This window comes from Pseudoxanthomonas sp. SGT-18 (assembly GCF_003931645.1).
Classification (GTDB): domain Bacteria; phylum Pseudomonadota; class Gammaproteobacteria; order Xanthomonadales; family Xanthomonadaceae; genus Pseudoxanthomonas.
The window spans coordinates 92,114-107,613 of record NZ_RRYJ01000005.1 but is presented as its reverse complement, the minus strand read 5'-3'; the positions used below and the strand labels follow the sequence as shown (position 1 = coordinate 107,613).

Below are 15,500 nucleotides of genomic sequence, written 5' to 3'. Positions count from 1 at the left end.
TTGCCCGCCGCCGGACCCACTTTCCACTTCCCGGAGTCGCCCCGATGTTGGACGCCAACCTCAAGACCCAGCTGCAGGCCTACCTGGAACGCCTGACCCGCCCGGTGCACCTGGTCGCCTCGCTCGACGACGGCGACAGCTCGAAGGAGATGCTCGAGCTGCTGCAGGACATCGAGGGCCTGTCGCCGCAGGTGAGCCTGGAGGTGCGCCGCGACGACGCCGAGCGCAAGCCCTCCTTCGCCATCACCAGCCCCGGCCAGGACATCAGCCTGCGCTTCGCCGGCCTGCCGATGGGCCACGAGTTCACCTCGCTGGTGCTGGCCCTGCTGCAGGTGGGCGGCCACCCGTCCAAGGCCGCGGCCGAGGTGATCGAGCAGGTGAAGTCGCTGCAAGGCGAGTTCAGCTTCGAGACCTATTTCTCGCTGTCCTGCCAGAACTGCCCGGACGTGGTCCAGGCGCTGAACCTGATGGCGGTGCTGAACCCGAACATCAGGCACGTGGCCATCGACGGCGCCCTGTTCCAGGACGAGGTCGAAGCGCGCCAGGTGATGTCGGTGCCGGCGGTGTTCCTCAACGGCGAACTGTTCGCCTACGGCCGCATGGGCCTGGAGGAGATCGTGGCCAAGCTCGACACCGGCGCCGAGGCGCGCGAGGCGGCGAAGATCGCGCAGAAGGCCCCGTTCGACGTGCTGGTGGTCGGCGGCGGCCCGGCCGGCGCCGCGGCGGCGATCTACGCCGCGCGCAAGGGCATCCGCACCGGCGTGGCGGCCGAGCGCTTCGGCGGCCAGGTGCTGGACACCATGGCGATCGAGAACTTCGTCTCGGTGCAGTACACCGAGGGCCCGAAGCTGGCCGCCGCGCTGGAGCAGCACGTGCGCGAGTACGACGTGGACGTGATGAACCTGCAACGCGCGCAGGCCCTGGTCCCGGCCGGCGCCGACGGCCTGGTCGAGGTGAAGCTGGCCAACGGCGCCTCGCTGAAGTCGAAGACCGTGATCCTGGCCACCGGCGCACGCTGGCGGCAGATGAACGTCCCCGGCGAGGACCAGTACCGCACCCGCGGCGTGGCCTACTGCCCGCACTGCGACGGCCCGCTGTTCAAGGGCAAGCGCGTGGCGGTGATCGGCGGCGGCAACTCCGGCGTGGAGGCGGCGATCGACCTGGCCGGCATCGTCGGCCACGTCACCCTGCTGGAGTTCGACGGCAAGCTGCGCGCCGACGAGGTGCTGCAGCGCAAGCTGCGCAGCCTGCCGAACGTGACCATCATCACCAGCGCCCAGACCACCGAGGTGCTCGGCGACGGGCAGAAGGTGACCGGCCTGGTGTACAAGGACCGTGTCGGCGGCGACAGCCACCGCCTCGAACTGGAGGGCATCTTCGTGCAGATCGGCCTGCTGCCCAACACCGAGTGGCTCAAGGGCACGCTGGAGCTGAGCCCACGCGGCGAGATCGTGGTCGACGAGCGCGGCCAGACCAGCCTGCCGGGCGTGTTCGCCGCCGGCGACTGCACCACGGTGCCGTACAAGCAGATCGTGATCGCGGTCGGCGAGGGCGCCAAGGCCTCGCTGGCGGCGTTCGACCACCTGATCCGCACCTCGGCCCCGGCCGCCTCCATCCCGGCGGAGGAAGTCGGCGCCTGACGCGGCGGGCGGGCCCCGCCCGCCCGTCCCCCGGCGGGAACGAAGCGATGAACCTGCGCGACCTCAAATACCTGGTGGCCCTGGCCGATCACAAGCACTTCGGCCGCGCGGCCGCGGCCTGCTACGTCAGCCAGCCGACCCTGTCCACCCAGATCCGCAAGCTGGAGGACGAGCTGGGCGTGCCGCTGGTGGAACGCGCGCCGCGCAAGGTGATGCTCACCCCCGCCGGGCGCGAGGCCGCCGAACGCGCCCGCCGCATCGTCGCCGAGGTCGAGCAGATGAAGGAAGCGGCACGCCGCAGCCAAGACCCGGAAGCGGGCACGGTGCGGCTGGGCATCTTCCCCACCCTGGCGCCGTACCTGCTGCCGCACGTGGTGCCGCGCGTGCTCGAGCGCTTCCCGCACCTGGAACTGCTGCTGGTGGAGGAGAAGAGCGACGAGCTGCTGGCGCGCCTGCGCGAGGGCAAGCTGGACGCGGCGATCCTGGCCCTGCCGGTGCACGACGACCAGCTGCACGCAGAGTTCCTGTTCGAGGAGCCGTTCGTGCTGGCGGTGCCCGGGCAGCACCCGCTGGCGCGGCGCGCGAACGTGACCCTGGACGAGCTGGCCGAGCAGCGCCTGCTGCTGCTGGAGGACGGCCATTGCCTGCGCGAACAGGCGCTGGACGTATGCCGGGTATCCGGCGCGCACGAGAAGACCGGGTTCCGCGCCACCAGCCTGGAAACCCTGCGGCAGATGGTGGCCGCCAACGTCGGCGCGACCCTGTTGCCGGTGCTGGCGGTCAAGCCGCCGGTGGCGCAGTCGGACAACATCCACCTGCTGGGCTTCTCCGACTCCCACCCCAGCCGCAGCCTGGCCATGGTCTGGCGCCGCAGCTCGGCGATGGGCAGCTTCCTGGTGCGGCTGGCGGCGGTGGTCGGCGACCTGCCGCCGGACCTGCTGGCGCCCCAGTGCGGCCTGCCGGCGGCCCCTGCCGCCACGGCCGGGACCACGGCCCGCGCCTGAACACCCCCGGCGCCGCGCCTGCGGGCGCTTGAAACCATTCCTGTTACCGGCTACGGTGCAGGCACAAACCCGATGACCCGAGGCGGATGCGGAAACGCGCCCGCCTTTTCTTCATGCGCGCCCGGCGCGCCCCAACCGTGAGGTATACCGATGTCGACAACCCAGCCCGTCAGCGGCCTGCCCCCTTCGCTGATCGTTTCCGCCCGCGACATGGCCCGCCTGGAGGCCATGCTCGACTCCCCGGTCCTGAGCCGCCATCCCGCCGCGATCGCGCTGATGGACGAGCTCAACCGGGCCGAAGTGGTACCGCCGGAACAGGTGCCGGCGGACGTGGTGACCATGCACTCGCAGGTCGAGTGCGAGGACGAGGCCAGCGGCGAGAAGCACGTGCTCACCCTGGTCTATCCCAACGAGGCGGACGTGGAGAAGGGCCGCGTCTCCGTGCTGGCCCCGGTCGGCACCGCCCTGCTTGGCCTGTCCGTGGGCCAGAGCATCGACTGGCAGGCACCGGGCGGGCGCCCGTTGCGGCTGCGGGTCACCGCGGTGCGTTACCAGCCCGAAGCCGCCGGCGACCTGCATCGCTGAGCTGACTGGCGCGGGTCGCGCGGGCCGGGCAACCCGGCAGGCGGCGCGACCCGGCGCAACCGGCGCCGGACCGTTACCGGCGCCCCATCGGACGGATCAAAGCCACTGCTGCCACGGCAGGTCGGTGTCGCCCAGGGCGATGAAGTCGCCGTTGAGCAGGGTCTCGCGCCGGTTGTAGCGGAACGGCTTGCCGGTGTCGGCCGCCAGCAGCGCACCGCCGGCGGCGTGCAGCACGCACTGGCCGGCCGCGGTGTCCCACTCCGAGGTGGGGCCGAAGCGCGGGTACACGTCCAGCCGGCCCTCGGCGATGCGGCAGAACTTCAGCGACGAACCCAGCGCCACTTCCTCGATCTCGCCCATGCGGTCCAGCACCGCCTGGGTGCGGGCGTCGCGGTGCGAGCGGCTGGCCGCCACCCGCAGCGGCGCGCTGGCCGGGGAGCGCACGCGCAGCGGTTCGTCGCGCTGGCCGTCGCGGCGGTAGGCCGCCTCGCCGCGCACCGCGTGCCACACCTGGCCGCCGACCGGCGCCTGGACCACGCCCAGCACCGGCGCGCCCTGCACCACCAGGGCGATGTTCACGCTGAACTCGTCGTTGCGCTTGACGAACTCGCGGGTGCCATCCAGCGGGTCGACCAGCCAGTAGCTTTGCCACAGGCGGCGGACCTCCCACGGCACTTCCGCCGATTCCTCCGACAGCACCGGCAGTTCCGGGGTCAGGCGCTGCAACCCCTCGACGATGATCCGGTGCGCGGCCATGTCCGCCGCGGTCAGCGGGCTGGCGTCCTGCTTGTGGGTGACCTCGAAGCCCTCCCGGTAGATCTCCATGATCGCCTCGCCTGCCTGGCGGGCGATGGCGATGACGGTCTCGCGCAGGTCGACGGTGATCCGGGTCATCGCCGCGCCAGCCACTCGCGTGCCACGAACAGCGCCGCCAGCGAGCGCCCCTCGGAGAAATCCTCTCGCAACATCAGTCGGTCCAGTTCCTGCAGCTTCCAGGGAATGACTTCCAGCTCCTCCGGCTCGTCGCCGGGCAGCCGCTCGGGATACAGGTCGCGCGCCAGCACCAGCCAGGAGACGTGGCCCATGTAGGTCGGCACCAGGGTCAGCTGGCGCAGCACGTCCAGGCGCCGTGCGCCGTAGCCGGCCTCTTCCTTCAGCTCGCGGTTGGCGGCCTGTTCCGGGGTCTCGCCCGGATCCATGCGCCCCTTCACCAGGCCCAGCTCGTAGCGGTTGACGCCGGCGGCGTACTCGCGCACCAGCAGCACGGTGTCCTCGTCCAGCAGCGGCACCACCACCACCGCGCCGGGGCCACGCGGCACCATGCGCTCGAAGCGCCGGCGCTCGCCGTTGGAGAATTCCAGGTCCAGCCGCTCCAGGCGGTACGGGCCGGCATCCTCCGTGGTGATGCCGTGGATGACAGGCAGCCGCCGGCTCACGGCAACGCTCCGCGATCCGGCCCGGAAGCGCCCGTTATCATGGACGGATGCAGGAACGTATTCATCAGCAGGCCATGCTAGCAGAGACACCGGTGCCAGCGGACGCGCCCTGGCGCGCACGCGACCTGGCCGTGCTCTGGCACCCGTGCACGCAGATGCGCGAGCATCCGGACGTGCTGCCGCTGGTCCCGATCGAGCGCGGCGAGGGGGCGTGGCTGCACGGCTACGACGGACGCCGCTACCTGGACGCGGTCAGCAGCTGGTGGACCAACCTGCACGGGCATGCCGAACCGCGCATTGCCGAGGCCATCGCCCGCCAGGCCCGCAGCCTGGAACAGGTGATCCTGGCCGGTTTCTCGCACGCCCCTGCCATCGAGCTGGCCGAGCGCCTGCTGGCCATCGCCCCGCGCCAGCCCGGCCGCGCCCCGCTGTCGCGCGTGTTCTATGCCGACAACGGCTCGGCCGGAGTGGAGGTGGCGCTGAAGATGGCCTTCCACTGGTTCCGCAACCGCGGCGAGGAGCCGCGCACCCGCTTCATCGCCCTGGAGAACGGCTACCACGGCGAGACCCTGGGCGCGCTGGCGGTGGGCGACATCCCGCTGTACCGGCGGGTGTACGCGCCGCTGCTGGCCGAGGCCCTGTTCGCGCCCTCGCCCGACGCCTACATGGCCCTTCCCGGCGAAAGCGACGAGCAGTGCGCGCTGCGCGCGGCCGATGCGCTGGCCGACCTGTTCGACCAGCACCCGGGCGAGATCTGCGCCCTGATCCTGGAGCCACGCCTGCAGTGCGCCGGCGGCATGCGCATGCACCACCCGGCCTACCTGCGCCGGGCGCGGGAGCTGTGCGACGCCAACGGCGTGTTCCTGGTCGCCGACGAGATCGCCACCGGCTTCGGCCGTACCGGCACGATGTTCGCCTGCGAGCAGGCCGGCATCGCACCGGACCTGCTGTGCCTGTCCAAGGGCCTGACCGGCGGCTTCCTGCCGCTGGCCGCGGTGCTGGCCAGCCAGACCATCTACGAAGGCTTCCTCGACGACTCGCGCGAGCGCGCCTTCCTGCATTCGCACAGCTACACCGGCAATCCGCTGGCCTGCGCCGCGGCGCTGGCCTCGCTGGACATCTTCGAAGGCGATGGCGTGCTGGAGCACAACCGCGCCACCGCCGCACACATGGCCACCCTGGCCGCGCAGGTGGGCGCCGGCAGCCGGCATGTCGCCGACGTGCGCCAGGCCGGCATGGTCGTGGCCTTCGAACTCGCCCGGGACGGCGCCCGCGACACGCCGTTCGACCCGGCGCTGCGGGTCGGCCTGCGCGCCTACCGCGCCGCGCTGGAACGGGGCGTGCTGCTGCGCCCGCTGGGCGACGTCCTGTACTGGATGCCGCCGTACTGCATCGACGAGGCCCAGCTGCAGCTGCTGGCCGAAACCACCGCCGCCGCCATCGCCGAGGCCACCGCATGCGCTTGACCCGCTGCCACGTCGAGCTGCCGCTGCAGCCCGGCACCACCGTCGTCCTGCCCGAACACGCCGGCAACCACCTGGCGCGGGTGCTGCGCCTGCGCGAGGGCGACCCCTGCGTGCTGTTCAACGGCGACGGCCACGACTACGCGGCGCGCCTGGCCGCGGTCGGCAAGCGCGAAGTCAGCGCCGAGGTGGTGTCGGCCAGCACGGTGGACAACGAGTCGCCGCTGCGCATCGTGCTGCTGCAGGGCATCGCCCGCGGCGAGAAGATGGACCTGATCCTGCAAAAGGCCACCGAGCTGGGCGTGGCCGCGATCGTGCCGGTCAACGGCGAGCGCACCGAGGTGCGGCTGGACGCCGAGCGCGCGCAGAAGCGGCTGGCGCATTGGCGCAGCGTGGTCGGGTCGGCCTGCGGGCAATCCGGCCGCGCGCGCGTGCCGGAGGTGCATGCGCCGGCGGCGCTGGACGCGGCTGCCGCGGCGCTGCCGGGCAATGCCCTGCGCCTGCTGCTGGATCCGCAGGGCGAACACCGCCTGGCCTCGCTGCAGCTGCAGGACACGGACACGGTGGTGGTGGCGATCGGCCCGGAAGGCGGCTGGTCGCCGCGCGACCGCGAGGTGCTGCACGCCGCCGGCTTCCGCGGCCTGCGCCTGGGCCCGCGGGTGCTGCGCACCGAGACCGCGGGCCTGGCGGCGATCGCCGCGCTGCAGGCGCGTTTCGGCGACCTCTGACCCGGACACGGAAAAACACCGGCGCGAGGCCGGTTCCATGCGTGCCCTGCATGCGCCGGCCACGGCCGGCGCCAGGGTCAGGCGATCGCGCCCAGGGCGTCGACCACCAGCTGCTCGATGCCTTCCAGGTCCGGCAGCAGCGCGCCCTGCTCGCCCAGCAGCACGCGCATCTGCACGCCGCGCGGCAGTTCGTCCTCGGATGCGTCGGCCAGCAGGCTGTCGCGCGGCACCGAGACCAGCTGCGGGAACGAGGTGGTCTGCAGCGCGAAGTACGGCAGTCCCTCGTCGCCGCCCAGCGCCTTGAGCACCACCACGCGGATGCGCCCCGGCGGATCGCCGCCCAGCCCGGCGAGGCGGGCGAAGTCGACCAGCGGAACGTCCCAGCCGTGCCAGGCGACATGGCCCGGCAGCCAGCCCGGCGTGCCTTCCAGAGGCTGCACCTCCACCCGCGCCAGCACCTCGGCCACGGTGGCATTGGGCAGCAGCAGGCGCTCCTGGCCCGACTGGATCATGACGCCGCGGATTTCGTCGCTCTTGAATGCCATCTGCAGGTCTTCCTCCGCGCGCCGGGCTCAGCCCAGGCGCGCCACAAGCTGGTTGGCCAGCATCGCCGGCGCGGCCAGCGGGGCGCCGCCGGCCTCCAGCATGCGGGCCGCGGTGGGGTCGTAGCAGCCGTCCAGCGCCTGGCCGGCGACATAGGCGCCGCGCGCGGCCAGCGCCAGCACCGCGTCCATGCGCGCCGGCTCGGCGCCGCTGAGCACCAGCACCGCGCTCTCGGTCGGCGGCAGTGCCTCCACCGGCTCGTGGCCGGGGCCGGCGTCGATGAAGCGCAGGCCATTGCCGGCCGGTTCCACGCCCACGCCGTCGGGCAGCACGTAGGCCGAGCCCGGAGCCACGGCGTCGCCGGGCATGGCCAGCGCCACCGGCACGGGCGAGACCCGCGCCATCTGCTTGACCAGGTTGTCGTAGCGGCCGCCGTCCAGGCGCAGCTGCACCAGCACCGGCTGCGGGAAACCGGCCGGCAGCGCGCCGAGCAGCTTGCGCACCGCGTCCGGGCCGCCGATGCCGGCCAGTACCAGCACCGCACCCTTGGCCACCGGCGCGCCGGTATCGACCGGCTCCAGCTCGACCAGCGAGAGGTTGCTGAAGTCCGGCAACGGCGGCGGCGCGGCAGCCGGGGCCGGGCCCGGGGTGGCCGGGGCGTCGTCGGCCAGGGTCCACGCCGAGGGCTCTGGCAGCGGCGGCGGCACCGCGGGCGCGGCGGCCGGGGCCTCCGGCTCCAGCGCGGGGGCCGCGCGCTCCCAGGGCGCGGGCTCGTCCCAGGCCAGGGCGGCGCTGCCGTCCTCCCACGGCGCGGGCGCCGGCGGCGCCTCCACCGCGGGCAGCGGCGGCGGCAGGTCCGGCGGCAGCTGCGCGGCCAGGTCCACGGTTTCGCCACCCAGCGCCAGGTCCGCGTCGATGCCGGCATGCGCCTGATGCAACGCAGCCGGGCGGCCGGGCTGCAGCTGCGCCGAGAAGTCGATGTCGTGCTCGCGGCCGGGCGGCAGCACGTCGTCGTGGCCGTGCAGCTTGGCCGCCAGGTGGCGGATCCAGCGCTGCGCCTCCCAGCCGTCGCGGCGCGCGGCCAGGTCGGCCTCGTCGAAGATCACCAGCAGGTCCGGCGACTCCAGCACCGGCTCCAGCGCCACCAGCGCGTCCTCCACCGCCGGCTCCAGCGCCACCAGCACCGCCTGCGCGCCGATCCCGGCCAGGGTGGCCAGGTCCAGCTCGACCGGGTCGGCTTCCAGCACCACGTTGCCGCCGGCAGCGTCCACCGCCTGGCGCAGCCGCTCCCGGGCCGCGCCCTGGCGGGCCAGCAATGCGACCGTCTTCGAGGAATCAGTCGCGGGCACGGGCGATCCCCAGCAGGTCGTACACGTTTCGCATCAGGTCCAGTTCCTGGTACGGCTTGCCCAGGTACCGCTGGACGCCGATCTCGAACGCACGCTGGCGGTGCTTCTCGCCGGTACGCGAGGTGATCATCACGATCGGCACGCCGCGGAAGCGCGCGTCGGCGCGCATCGCGGTCGCCAGCTCGTAGCCGTCCATGCGCGGCATCTCGATGTCCAGCAGCATGAGGTCGGGCACGCGCTCTTCCAGCTTCTCCAGCGCCTCGATGCCGTCGCGCGCGGTCACCACCTCGAAGTTGTGGCGTTCCAGCACGCGGCCGGTGACCTTGCGCATGGTCAGCGAGTCGTCGACCACCATCACCAGCGGCACGTGGCGCTGCTGCTGCGCCTCGGCCTCGGCGGCCGGGCGCTGCGGCTGCGCCAGGTGGCGGCGCACCAGCGGGGCGACGTCGAGGATCACCACCACGCGGCCGTCGCCGGTGATGGTGGCGCCGTAGATGCCCGGCACCGACGCGATCTGCATGCCGACCGGCTTGACCACGATTTCGCGGTTGCCGACCACCTGGTCGATCGCCACCGCGGCGCGCAGGTCGCCGGCGCGCACCAGCAGCAGCGGTACCTGGGCCTGGCCCTCGGCCTTGGCCGGGCCCTGCCCGACCAGCAGGCCGAGGTCGTGCAGCGCGTATTCCTCGCCTGCGTAGCGGTAGCCACCGGTGCCGCTCTCGAAGCGCTCGCGCGAGATCCGGCCGATGCCGCTGACCGAGGCCACTGGCACCGCGTAGGTGGTCTCGCCGATCTGCACGAACACCGCCTGGGTGACCGCCAGGGTCTGCGGCAGACGCAGGGTGAAGGTCACGCCGCGGCCGACCACCGAGTGGATTTCCACGGTGCCGCCGAGCTGGCGCACTTCGTTGCGGACCACGTCCATGCCCACGCCGCGGCCGGCCAGCTGGCTGACCTGCTCGGAGGTGGAGAAGCCGGCCTCGAAGATCAGCGAATCCAGCTCGGTGTCGGTGAGCACCGCGCCCGGCTTGAGCAGGCCGCGCTGCTCGGCGCGGCGGCGGATCGCGTCGCGGTCCAGGCCGCGGCCGTCGTCGGACACCTGCAGCACGATTTCCGAGCCCTCGTGGCGCAGGGCGATGGTGATCGTGCCTTCCTCGCTCTTGCCCGCGGCCACGCGCTCGGCCGGGGTCTCCAGGCCGTGCGCCACCGAGTTGCGCAGCATGTGCTCGATCGGCGCGACCATGCGGTCGAGCACGTTGCGGTCCAGTTCGCCGTGGGTGCCGTCCAGGCGCAGCTGCACCTGCTTGCCGGTGTCGTGGCCGGCCTGGCGGACCACGCGGCGCAGGCGTGGCACGACGCTGTCGAACGGCACCATGCGCGCGCTCATCAGGCCGTCCTGCAGGTCCGAGCTGACGCGCGACTGCTGCTGCAGCAGGACGTCGTACTGGCGGGCCAGGTCGTCGAGCACGCCCTGCAGGCCGGTCAGGTCGGCCGCGGACTCGTTCAGCGCGCGGCTGAGCTGCTGCAGGGTGGAGAAGCGGTCCAGCTCCAGCGGGTCGAAGGTCGGATCCGCGCTGTCCTGCTCGCGCTGGTAGCGGGCGACGATCTGGGCCTCGGTCTCCAGGTCCAGGCGGCGCAGCTGGTCGCGCAGGCGGGCGTTGGTGCGGTCCAGCTCGGCCATGGCCGCGCGGAAGGCACCCAGCTGCTGCTCCAGGCGGGCGCGGTAGATCGCCACTTCGCCGGCGTGGTTGACCAGGTTGTCCAGCAGGTCGGCGCGCACGCGCACCTGTTCCTGCGGGGCGCGCGGGGCGATGGCTTCCTCGGCCGGCGCTTCGGCTTCCTCGTCCACCGGGGCCGACAGCGGCGGCAGCGCCGCGGCGGTGGCGGCCAGCTGGACCTCGGCGGCGACATGCACCGGCTGCGGCTGCGGCTGCGGCTGCGGCTGCGGTTGTGTCTGCGGCGCGGCAGCCGGAGCGGCCTCGGCGGGCGCCGCGGCGGCCGGCGCAGCGGCCGGGACGTCGTCCGCGACCGCGGGCACGGCCTCGCCGCGGATGCGCGCCTCGAATGCGGCGATCAGCGCGTGCGGCATGGCGGTGGCGCGGTGGGCACGGGTCTGCACCAGCAGCTGGTGCAGGGTGTCGAAGCCGCGTTCCAGCAGCTGCACGTCACCGCGGCCCAGCTCGGTGCGATGCTCGGCGGCCGCTTCCAGCAGCGACTCGATCACGTGGCCGAGGTCGCCGATGGTGGCGATGCCGGCCATGCGCGCGCCGCCCTTGAGCGTGTGCAGGTCGCGCTGCAGGCCGATGATCGCCTCGCGCGCGGTGCTGTCGGCGCGCAGTTCCACCAGCAGCGCGTCGATGTGGTCGAGCAGGTCGCCGCCTTCCTCGACGAAGATGTCGACCAGGTCGCGGTCCAGCTCGCTGAAGTCCAGCATCGGCGCGTCGGCCGGCGCCCCCTCGGTTTCCGCCGGCAGTGCCGGGGCGGCGGCGGGTGCCTCGGCGGCAACCGCGGGCGCCTCGGCCACCTCCGGCTGCACCGGCGCTTCCGCGGCCGGCTCGTCCGGGGCCGCAGTGGTTGCGGTCGCAGGGACTTCCGGCGCGGCCGCTTCCAGCGCGGCCTCGATGGCCTCGTGCAGCGGCGCCAGCACCGGGTCCGGGCTCGCGGCCACCGGCCCGGCCGCGGCCATGGAGGCGTCGTCGACGGCCGGCGCGGGACTTTCTTCCGCCACCGGCGCAATGCCGGCCGGCTCCACGGCGCCGCTGTCGGCCACCGGCTCCAGGTTCCAGTCCGCGGCCGCCGGCTCGATGGCCGGCTCCACGGCGACCGGCGGGTCGATGGTGGCCTGCGCGATGGCCGGCGGTTCGGCCGCCGGGGCGGCGGGCTCCGCGGCGACCTCGGGCGGGGTCCAGTCGAAGCTGAAATCGCCCGCATCGGTCGCAGCCTCTTCGCTGCCCGCGGGCGCGGCCGGCATGGCCTCGCCGGCGAAATCGGACGCGGCGCTGGCGTCCGCGCCGGCGAGCGGCTGCTCCACCTCCCACTGCCGGACGGCCGGGGCGCTGGTTTCCGGGGCCGCCGTCCCGGCGGCGTCCAGGTTCCAGTCCGGCACCTGGGGTGCCGCGGGCGCGGCACTGCCGGCATCGACCGCGGCCGGCTGGGCCTCGTCGCCACCCAGCGCGTCGACCAGGAAGCCGCTGAGGTCGACGCCGGTGAGTTCCATCGACGGATCCGGCGCCGCCGGCACGGCCGCGGCTTCGTCCTCGAGGATTTCCGGCTGCGACCAGCGCGCCTCCGGCAGGGTGTCGGCCATCGCCCGCAGGCGCGCGGCCAGCGCGGCATAGCTGGGGATACGCGGCGACTCGGCCTGCAGCGCCTGGATGCAGGCGCGGATCGTGGCCGCAGTGTCGGCCAGGGTCTGCACTTCCTCCGCGGAAGGCACGTGGCCGGCGGCGATGCCGCGCTTGATGTAGGTCTCGGCCGCGTCGGTGACCGCGGTGATCTCCGGCACGTCGGTCATCGCGAACGCGCCGTTCATGGTGTGCATGGCGCGCAGCAGCGGATCGTTGACCGCCTGCGGCGCCTGGCGCGCGGCGGCAATCCACGCGTCCACCGTCTCCAGGTGGGTGGCGACCTCGGTCTCGAGGATCTCGCGCAGCACGCTGTCGACCGAGGCCGGGGTGCCTTCGTCCACCACGGCGGCCACGGCCGCCGGCGGCGCCGGCATCGAGTAGAACGCTTCCTCGCCGGCGGCGATGCGCTCGGCCACCGACTCGATCGCGTGCAGGTCCAGGGCAAGCGCGCCGGTGCCGCGCAGCGCGGCATCGAACTGCGGCAGCACCTCGGTGGCCTGCTGCACCATCGCGACCACCGCCGGGCTGGCCGGACGGGTGCCCTCGAGCACGCGGTTGAGCATGCTCTCGATCTTCCAGGCGAACTCGCCCAGGGCACTGGCGCCGACCAGGCGGCCACTGCCCTTGAGGGTGTGGAACACGCGGCGGATCGGACGCAGGCGTTCCAGGTCGTCCGGCGCGCGCAGCCACAGCGGCAGCAGGCGCGCGAGGTTGCCGCGCTCTTCCTCGAACTCCTCCAGGAAGACTTCGCGGATGTCGGCGTCGATGTCCTGGTTGTCGTCGAAGCCGCCGTTGCGGGTGGCGGCAGGTGCCGGTGCGGCCGGCACGACCACCGGCGGCGCCGGTGGCACGGCCGGGGCGGCACCGACCGAGGCCGGCGGGATCGCCGCGGCGGCGGCGGCCATCTCGGCCAGCAGCGGATCGACGGACCCGGCGGCCGGAGCGGCCTCGCCACTGGCGGGAGCCGGAGCGGCCGGAGCAGGCGGAGCAGCCGGGGCGGCCGGCGGCTCGGCCGGCACGCGCGGACGGATGTGCACGGTCAGGTCCAGCCACTGGCCATGGCTGGCCGCGGCAGGCTCGGCCGGGGCGACCGGCGGCACCACGGCGGGCGCTTCCGGCAGCGGCGGTGGAACCGGGGCGGTCGGGGCCGGCGCGGATTCGGACGCGCTGGCGACGAACACCGGCTCCTCGTCGGCCGGCAGCGGCGGCGGGCCGCCGGCCGGCAGGGACGGCGCTTCCGGCACCGGCGCGGAGGCGACGGCAAACGGCTCGCCCGCGCCGGGCAGCGGCCCATCCGCCGGCAGCGGCGGCGGCACCGCGGCGGTACCGGCATCCGGGGCAGCGGCGGCGGCTTCGGCGATGTATTCGCCGGACACCGGGTCGTAGACGAAGCGCGGAGCGTCGCCCAGCGACGGGATCGCCGGCGGCTGCGGCACCACCGGCGGCAGTTCGACCTCCAGCGCCGGAGCTTCCAGCACTTCGCGGACCGGACCGGCGATATCGGCCGGTTCCGGTGCGGCGACCGGGGCCGGCGACAGTTCGACCGAATCCCAGTCCAGGCCGGCCGGCGCGGCCGGCGCCTGCGGCGCGGCGGCAACCGGTTCCGGGGCGGCGGGCAGCGGCGGCGGCACGGCGGCGGCCGGGGTGCTCGCCGGCGCCGCGGCCGCGGAGGCCTCGGCGGCGTGGGCGTCCGGCAGCGGCCAGTAGTTCAGGCTTTCCAGGCTGCTGCGCGCGATCTCCAGGATCTCGGCGCGGTTGGGCCGGCGGTCGCGCAGCGCCTCCAGGTAGTACTCCAGGCTGGCCATGGCGTCGGCCAGGGTGTCCAGCTGGCGGCCGCTGGGCACGCGCCGGCGCCCGATCAGCTCGGTCAGGATGTAGCGGCGCACGCCTTCCAGGTAATCGGCCGGTTCGCCCAGCTCGAGCATGCGCAGCGCGCCGGCCACTTCCTCCAGCAGGCGCGGCACCGATTCCAGCCGGGCATGGTCCCAGTTGGTCTCGATGAAGGCGACGAAGTCCTCGCGCGCGGCGGCGAAGTTGGCCAGCGCCTCGTGCGCCAGCACCTCCACCGTGCGCCGGGCCTCGGCCGCGGCGGCGTCCTCCGCGCCCTCCTCGCCCGCGCCCAGGCTGGCAACCTGGTCGTCGAGGGTGGCGTCCACGTAGAGCAGCGCGCCGGCGATGTCCAGCAGCGCGCCCTCGCTCGCCGGCGCGTTGCCGGCGGCGATGGCCTGCAGCGCGTCGCGCTGCTGCAGCACCACGTCGCGGGCCACGCCCAGGCCGAGCATGCCCAGGGTGTCGGCCACCCGGGTCAGGTCGGCGGCCTGCGGCTGCAGCGCGGCGACGTCGCCGCCGGTGCGCAGGTGCAGGTCCAGCGCGTCCTTCACCCGCAGCAATTCCTCCTTGACCACCCCGCCGACGGTGTTGAGCAGGTCGCGGTTGCGGCCGGCCAGGCTGCCGCGGGCGTGGTCCAGCTCGGCCTCGCTGGGCATCTGCGCGTCCAGGTCGAACGCGCGGCGCAGTTCATCCAGCGCCGGGTGCGGCGTGCGCGCGTAGGCGACCGCGTACAGCAGCTGGCGGGTCGGCTCCTGGGTCGACACGCCGCGCGAGGCGGCCGGCAGGGCCTCGTTCTCGCTGGCCTGCTGCAACGCGCGCAGCGCGGCGGCGAAGGCGCCGCGCAGGTTCTCGTTGCCGGCCAGGGCGCCGTCGCGCAGCGCGGCGGTCACCGAGGACAGCACCCACAGCATGCGCCGGGTGGTCTCGTGGCTGGCGTTGCGCAGCAGTTCGGCGGTCGCCTCGGCCAGCATCGCGGTGTCGCCGGGGGCGCCGTTCTCCGGCCACGCCAGCATCGCTTCCTGGAAACGGCGCAGGGCGGCGGCGACCAGGTCCTGGCGCTGCGCCCACGGCAGCGCGGAGGGCGCCGGCAGCTGCGCCGGCAGCGGCGCGCTCAGGTCCGGGGCGAACAGCACGCTCTCGTTGAGTCCGGCGGCACCGCGCGCGGCGCGGATGTCGTTGAGCAGCGGCAGCAGCACGATCGGGATGTCGCGATGGCCGTTCTGCAGGCGCTCCAGGTAGTCGGGCAGCAGCACGGTGCCGCGCATCAGGGTGGCGCAGGCCTCGTCGCGGTCGTTGGCCGCGCCCTGCTGCAGGGCCTGGGCCAGCAGCTCCATCTCCTCGGCGACCATCGCCGGGGCGTACAGCTCGACCATCCGCAGCGTGCCCTGCACCTGGTGCAGGTAGCCGGCGCAGAAGCGCATGCGGCTGCTGTCGGAGGGGTTCTCGACGAACGCTTCGATCTCCCCGCGCGCCTGGCGCAGGGTCTCGTCCAGCTCGGGCTTGACCCAGCCGAGTACGGCGTGGCTCATCGCGTCGCGCAGCGCACTCATGCCTGCCCCCATGCCGCCGGGCAGC

10 protein-coding genes are annotated in these 15,500 nt (G+C 73.9%); 5 read left to right on the top strand and 5 right to left on the bottom strand.

Features of this window, described 5'->3' with window-relative positions; genetic code table 11:
- The first annotated feature begins 44 nt into the window (after positions 1 to 44).
- The 3 genes from ahpF to rnk all read left to right on the top strand — a co-directional run bounded on the left by ahpF (position 45) and on the right by rnk (position 3,229).
- Positions 45 to 1,640, top strand: coding sequence for an alkyl hydroperoxide reductase subunit F (gene ahpF, locus EIM47_RS08545; protein ID WP_125076682.1), 1,596 nt, complete (start codon positions 45 to 47; stop codon positions 1,638 to 1,640).
- A gap of 47 nt (positions 1,641 to 1,687) precedes the next feature.
- The gene (locus EIM47_RS08540; RefSeq protein ID WP_019399640.1) at positions 1,688 to 2,644 is read left to right on the top strand and encodes a LysR substrate-binding domain-containing protein; all 957 of its coding nucleotides are present in this window, start codon (positions 1,688 to 1,690) and stop codon (positions 2,642 to 2,644) included.
- Positions 2,645 to 2,794: 150 nt separating this feature from the next.
- Positions 2,795 to 3,229, top strand: a complete 435-nt coding sequence (gene rnk / locus EIM47_RS08535) for a nucleoside diphosphate kinase regulator (protein ID WP_019399639.1) — start codon at positions 2,795 to 2,797, stop codon at positions 3,227 to 3,229.
- A 96-nt stretch (positions 3,230 to 3,325) separates the two neighbouring features.
- Here rnk and cysQ read toward each other — a convergent pair whose 3' ends face one another.
- Together cysQ and nudE are read right to left on the bottom strand one after the other, a co-directional pair.
- Positions 3,326 to 4,123, bottom strand: a complete 798-nt coding sequence (gene cysQ, locus EIM47_RS08530) for a 3'(2'),5'-bisphosphate nucleotidase CysQ (protein ID WP_019399638.1) — start codon at positions 4,121 to 4,123, stop codon at positions 3,326 to 3,328.
- Positions 4,120 to 4,665: an ADP compounds hydrolase NudE gene (nudE, locus tag EIM47_RS08525; protein WP_019399637.1), complete on the bottom strand. Its 546-nt coding sequence runs from the start codon at positions 4,663 to 4,665 to the stop codon at positions 4,120 to 4,122. The genes cysQ and nudE overlap by 4 nt, the downstream gene beginning before the upstream one ends.
- Positions 4,666 to 4,712: 47 nt before the next feature.
- On the opposite strand from nudE, the gene bioA reads away from it, so the two are divergent.
- Positions 4,713 to 6,131: an adenosylmethionine--8-amino-7-oxononanoate transaminase gene (gene bioA / locus EIM47_RS08520; protein WP_125076681.1), complete on the top strand. Its 1,419-nt coding sequence runs from the start codon at positions 4,713 to 4,715 to the stop codon at positions 6,129 to 6,131.
- Positions 6,122 to 6,856, top strand: coding sequence for a 16S rRNA (uracil(1498)-N(3))-methyltransferase (locus tag EIM47_RS08515; RefSeq protein WP_028915667.1), 735 nt, complete (start codon positions 6,122 to 6,124; stop codon positions 6,854 to 6,856). Before bioA ends, EIM47_RS08515 begins: the two co-directional genes overlap by 10 nt.
- Before the next feature lie 77 nt (positions 6,857 to 6,933).
- On the opposite strand, the gene EIM47_RS08510 is transcribed toward EIM47_RS08515, so the two are convergent.
- Genes EIM47_RS08510 through EIM47_RS08500 form a run of 3 tightly spaced genes read right to left on the bottom strand, consistent with a single transcriptional unit; the run spans position 6,934 to position 15,475 of the window.
- Positions 6,934 to 7,401: a chemotaxis protein CheW gene (locus EIM47_RS08510; protein ID WP_019399634.1), complete on the bottom strand. Its 468-nt coding sequence runs from the start codon at positions 7,399 to 7,401 to the stop codon at positions 6,934 to 6,936.
- A gap of 27 nt (positions 7,402 to 7,428) precedes the next feature.
- The gene (locus EIM47_RS08505; RefSeq protein WP_125076680.1) at positions 7,429 to 8,748 is read right to left on the bottom strand and encodes a chemotaxis protein CheB; all 1,320 of its coding nucleotides are present in this window, start codon (positions 8,746 to 8,748) and stop codon (positions 7,429 to 7,431) included.
- On the bottom strand, positions 8,735 to 15,475 hold the full coding sequence (locus EIM47_RS08500) for an Hpt domain-containing protein (protein ID WP_240626192.1): 6,741 nt from the start codon (positions 15,473 to 15,475) through the stop codon (positions 8,735 to 8,737). The genes EIM47_RS08505 and EIM47_RS08500 overlap by 14 nt, the downstream gene beginning before the upstream one ends.
- Positions 15,476 to 15,500: the final 25 nt, after the last annotated feature.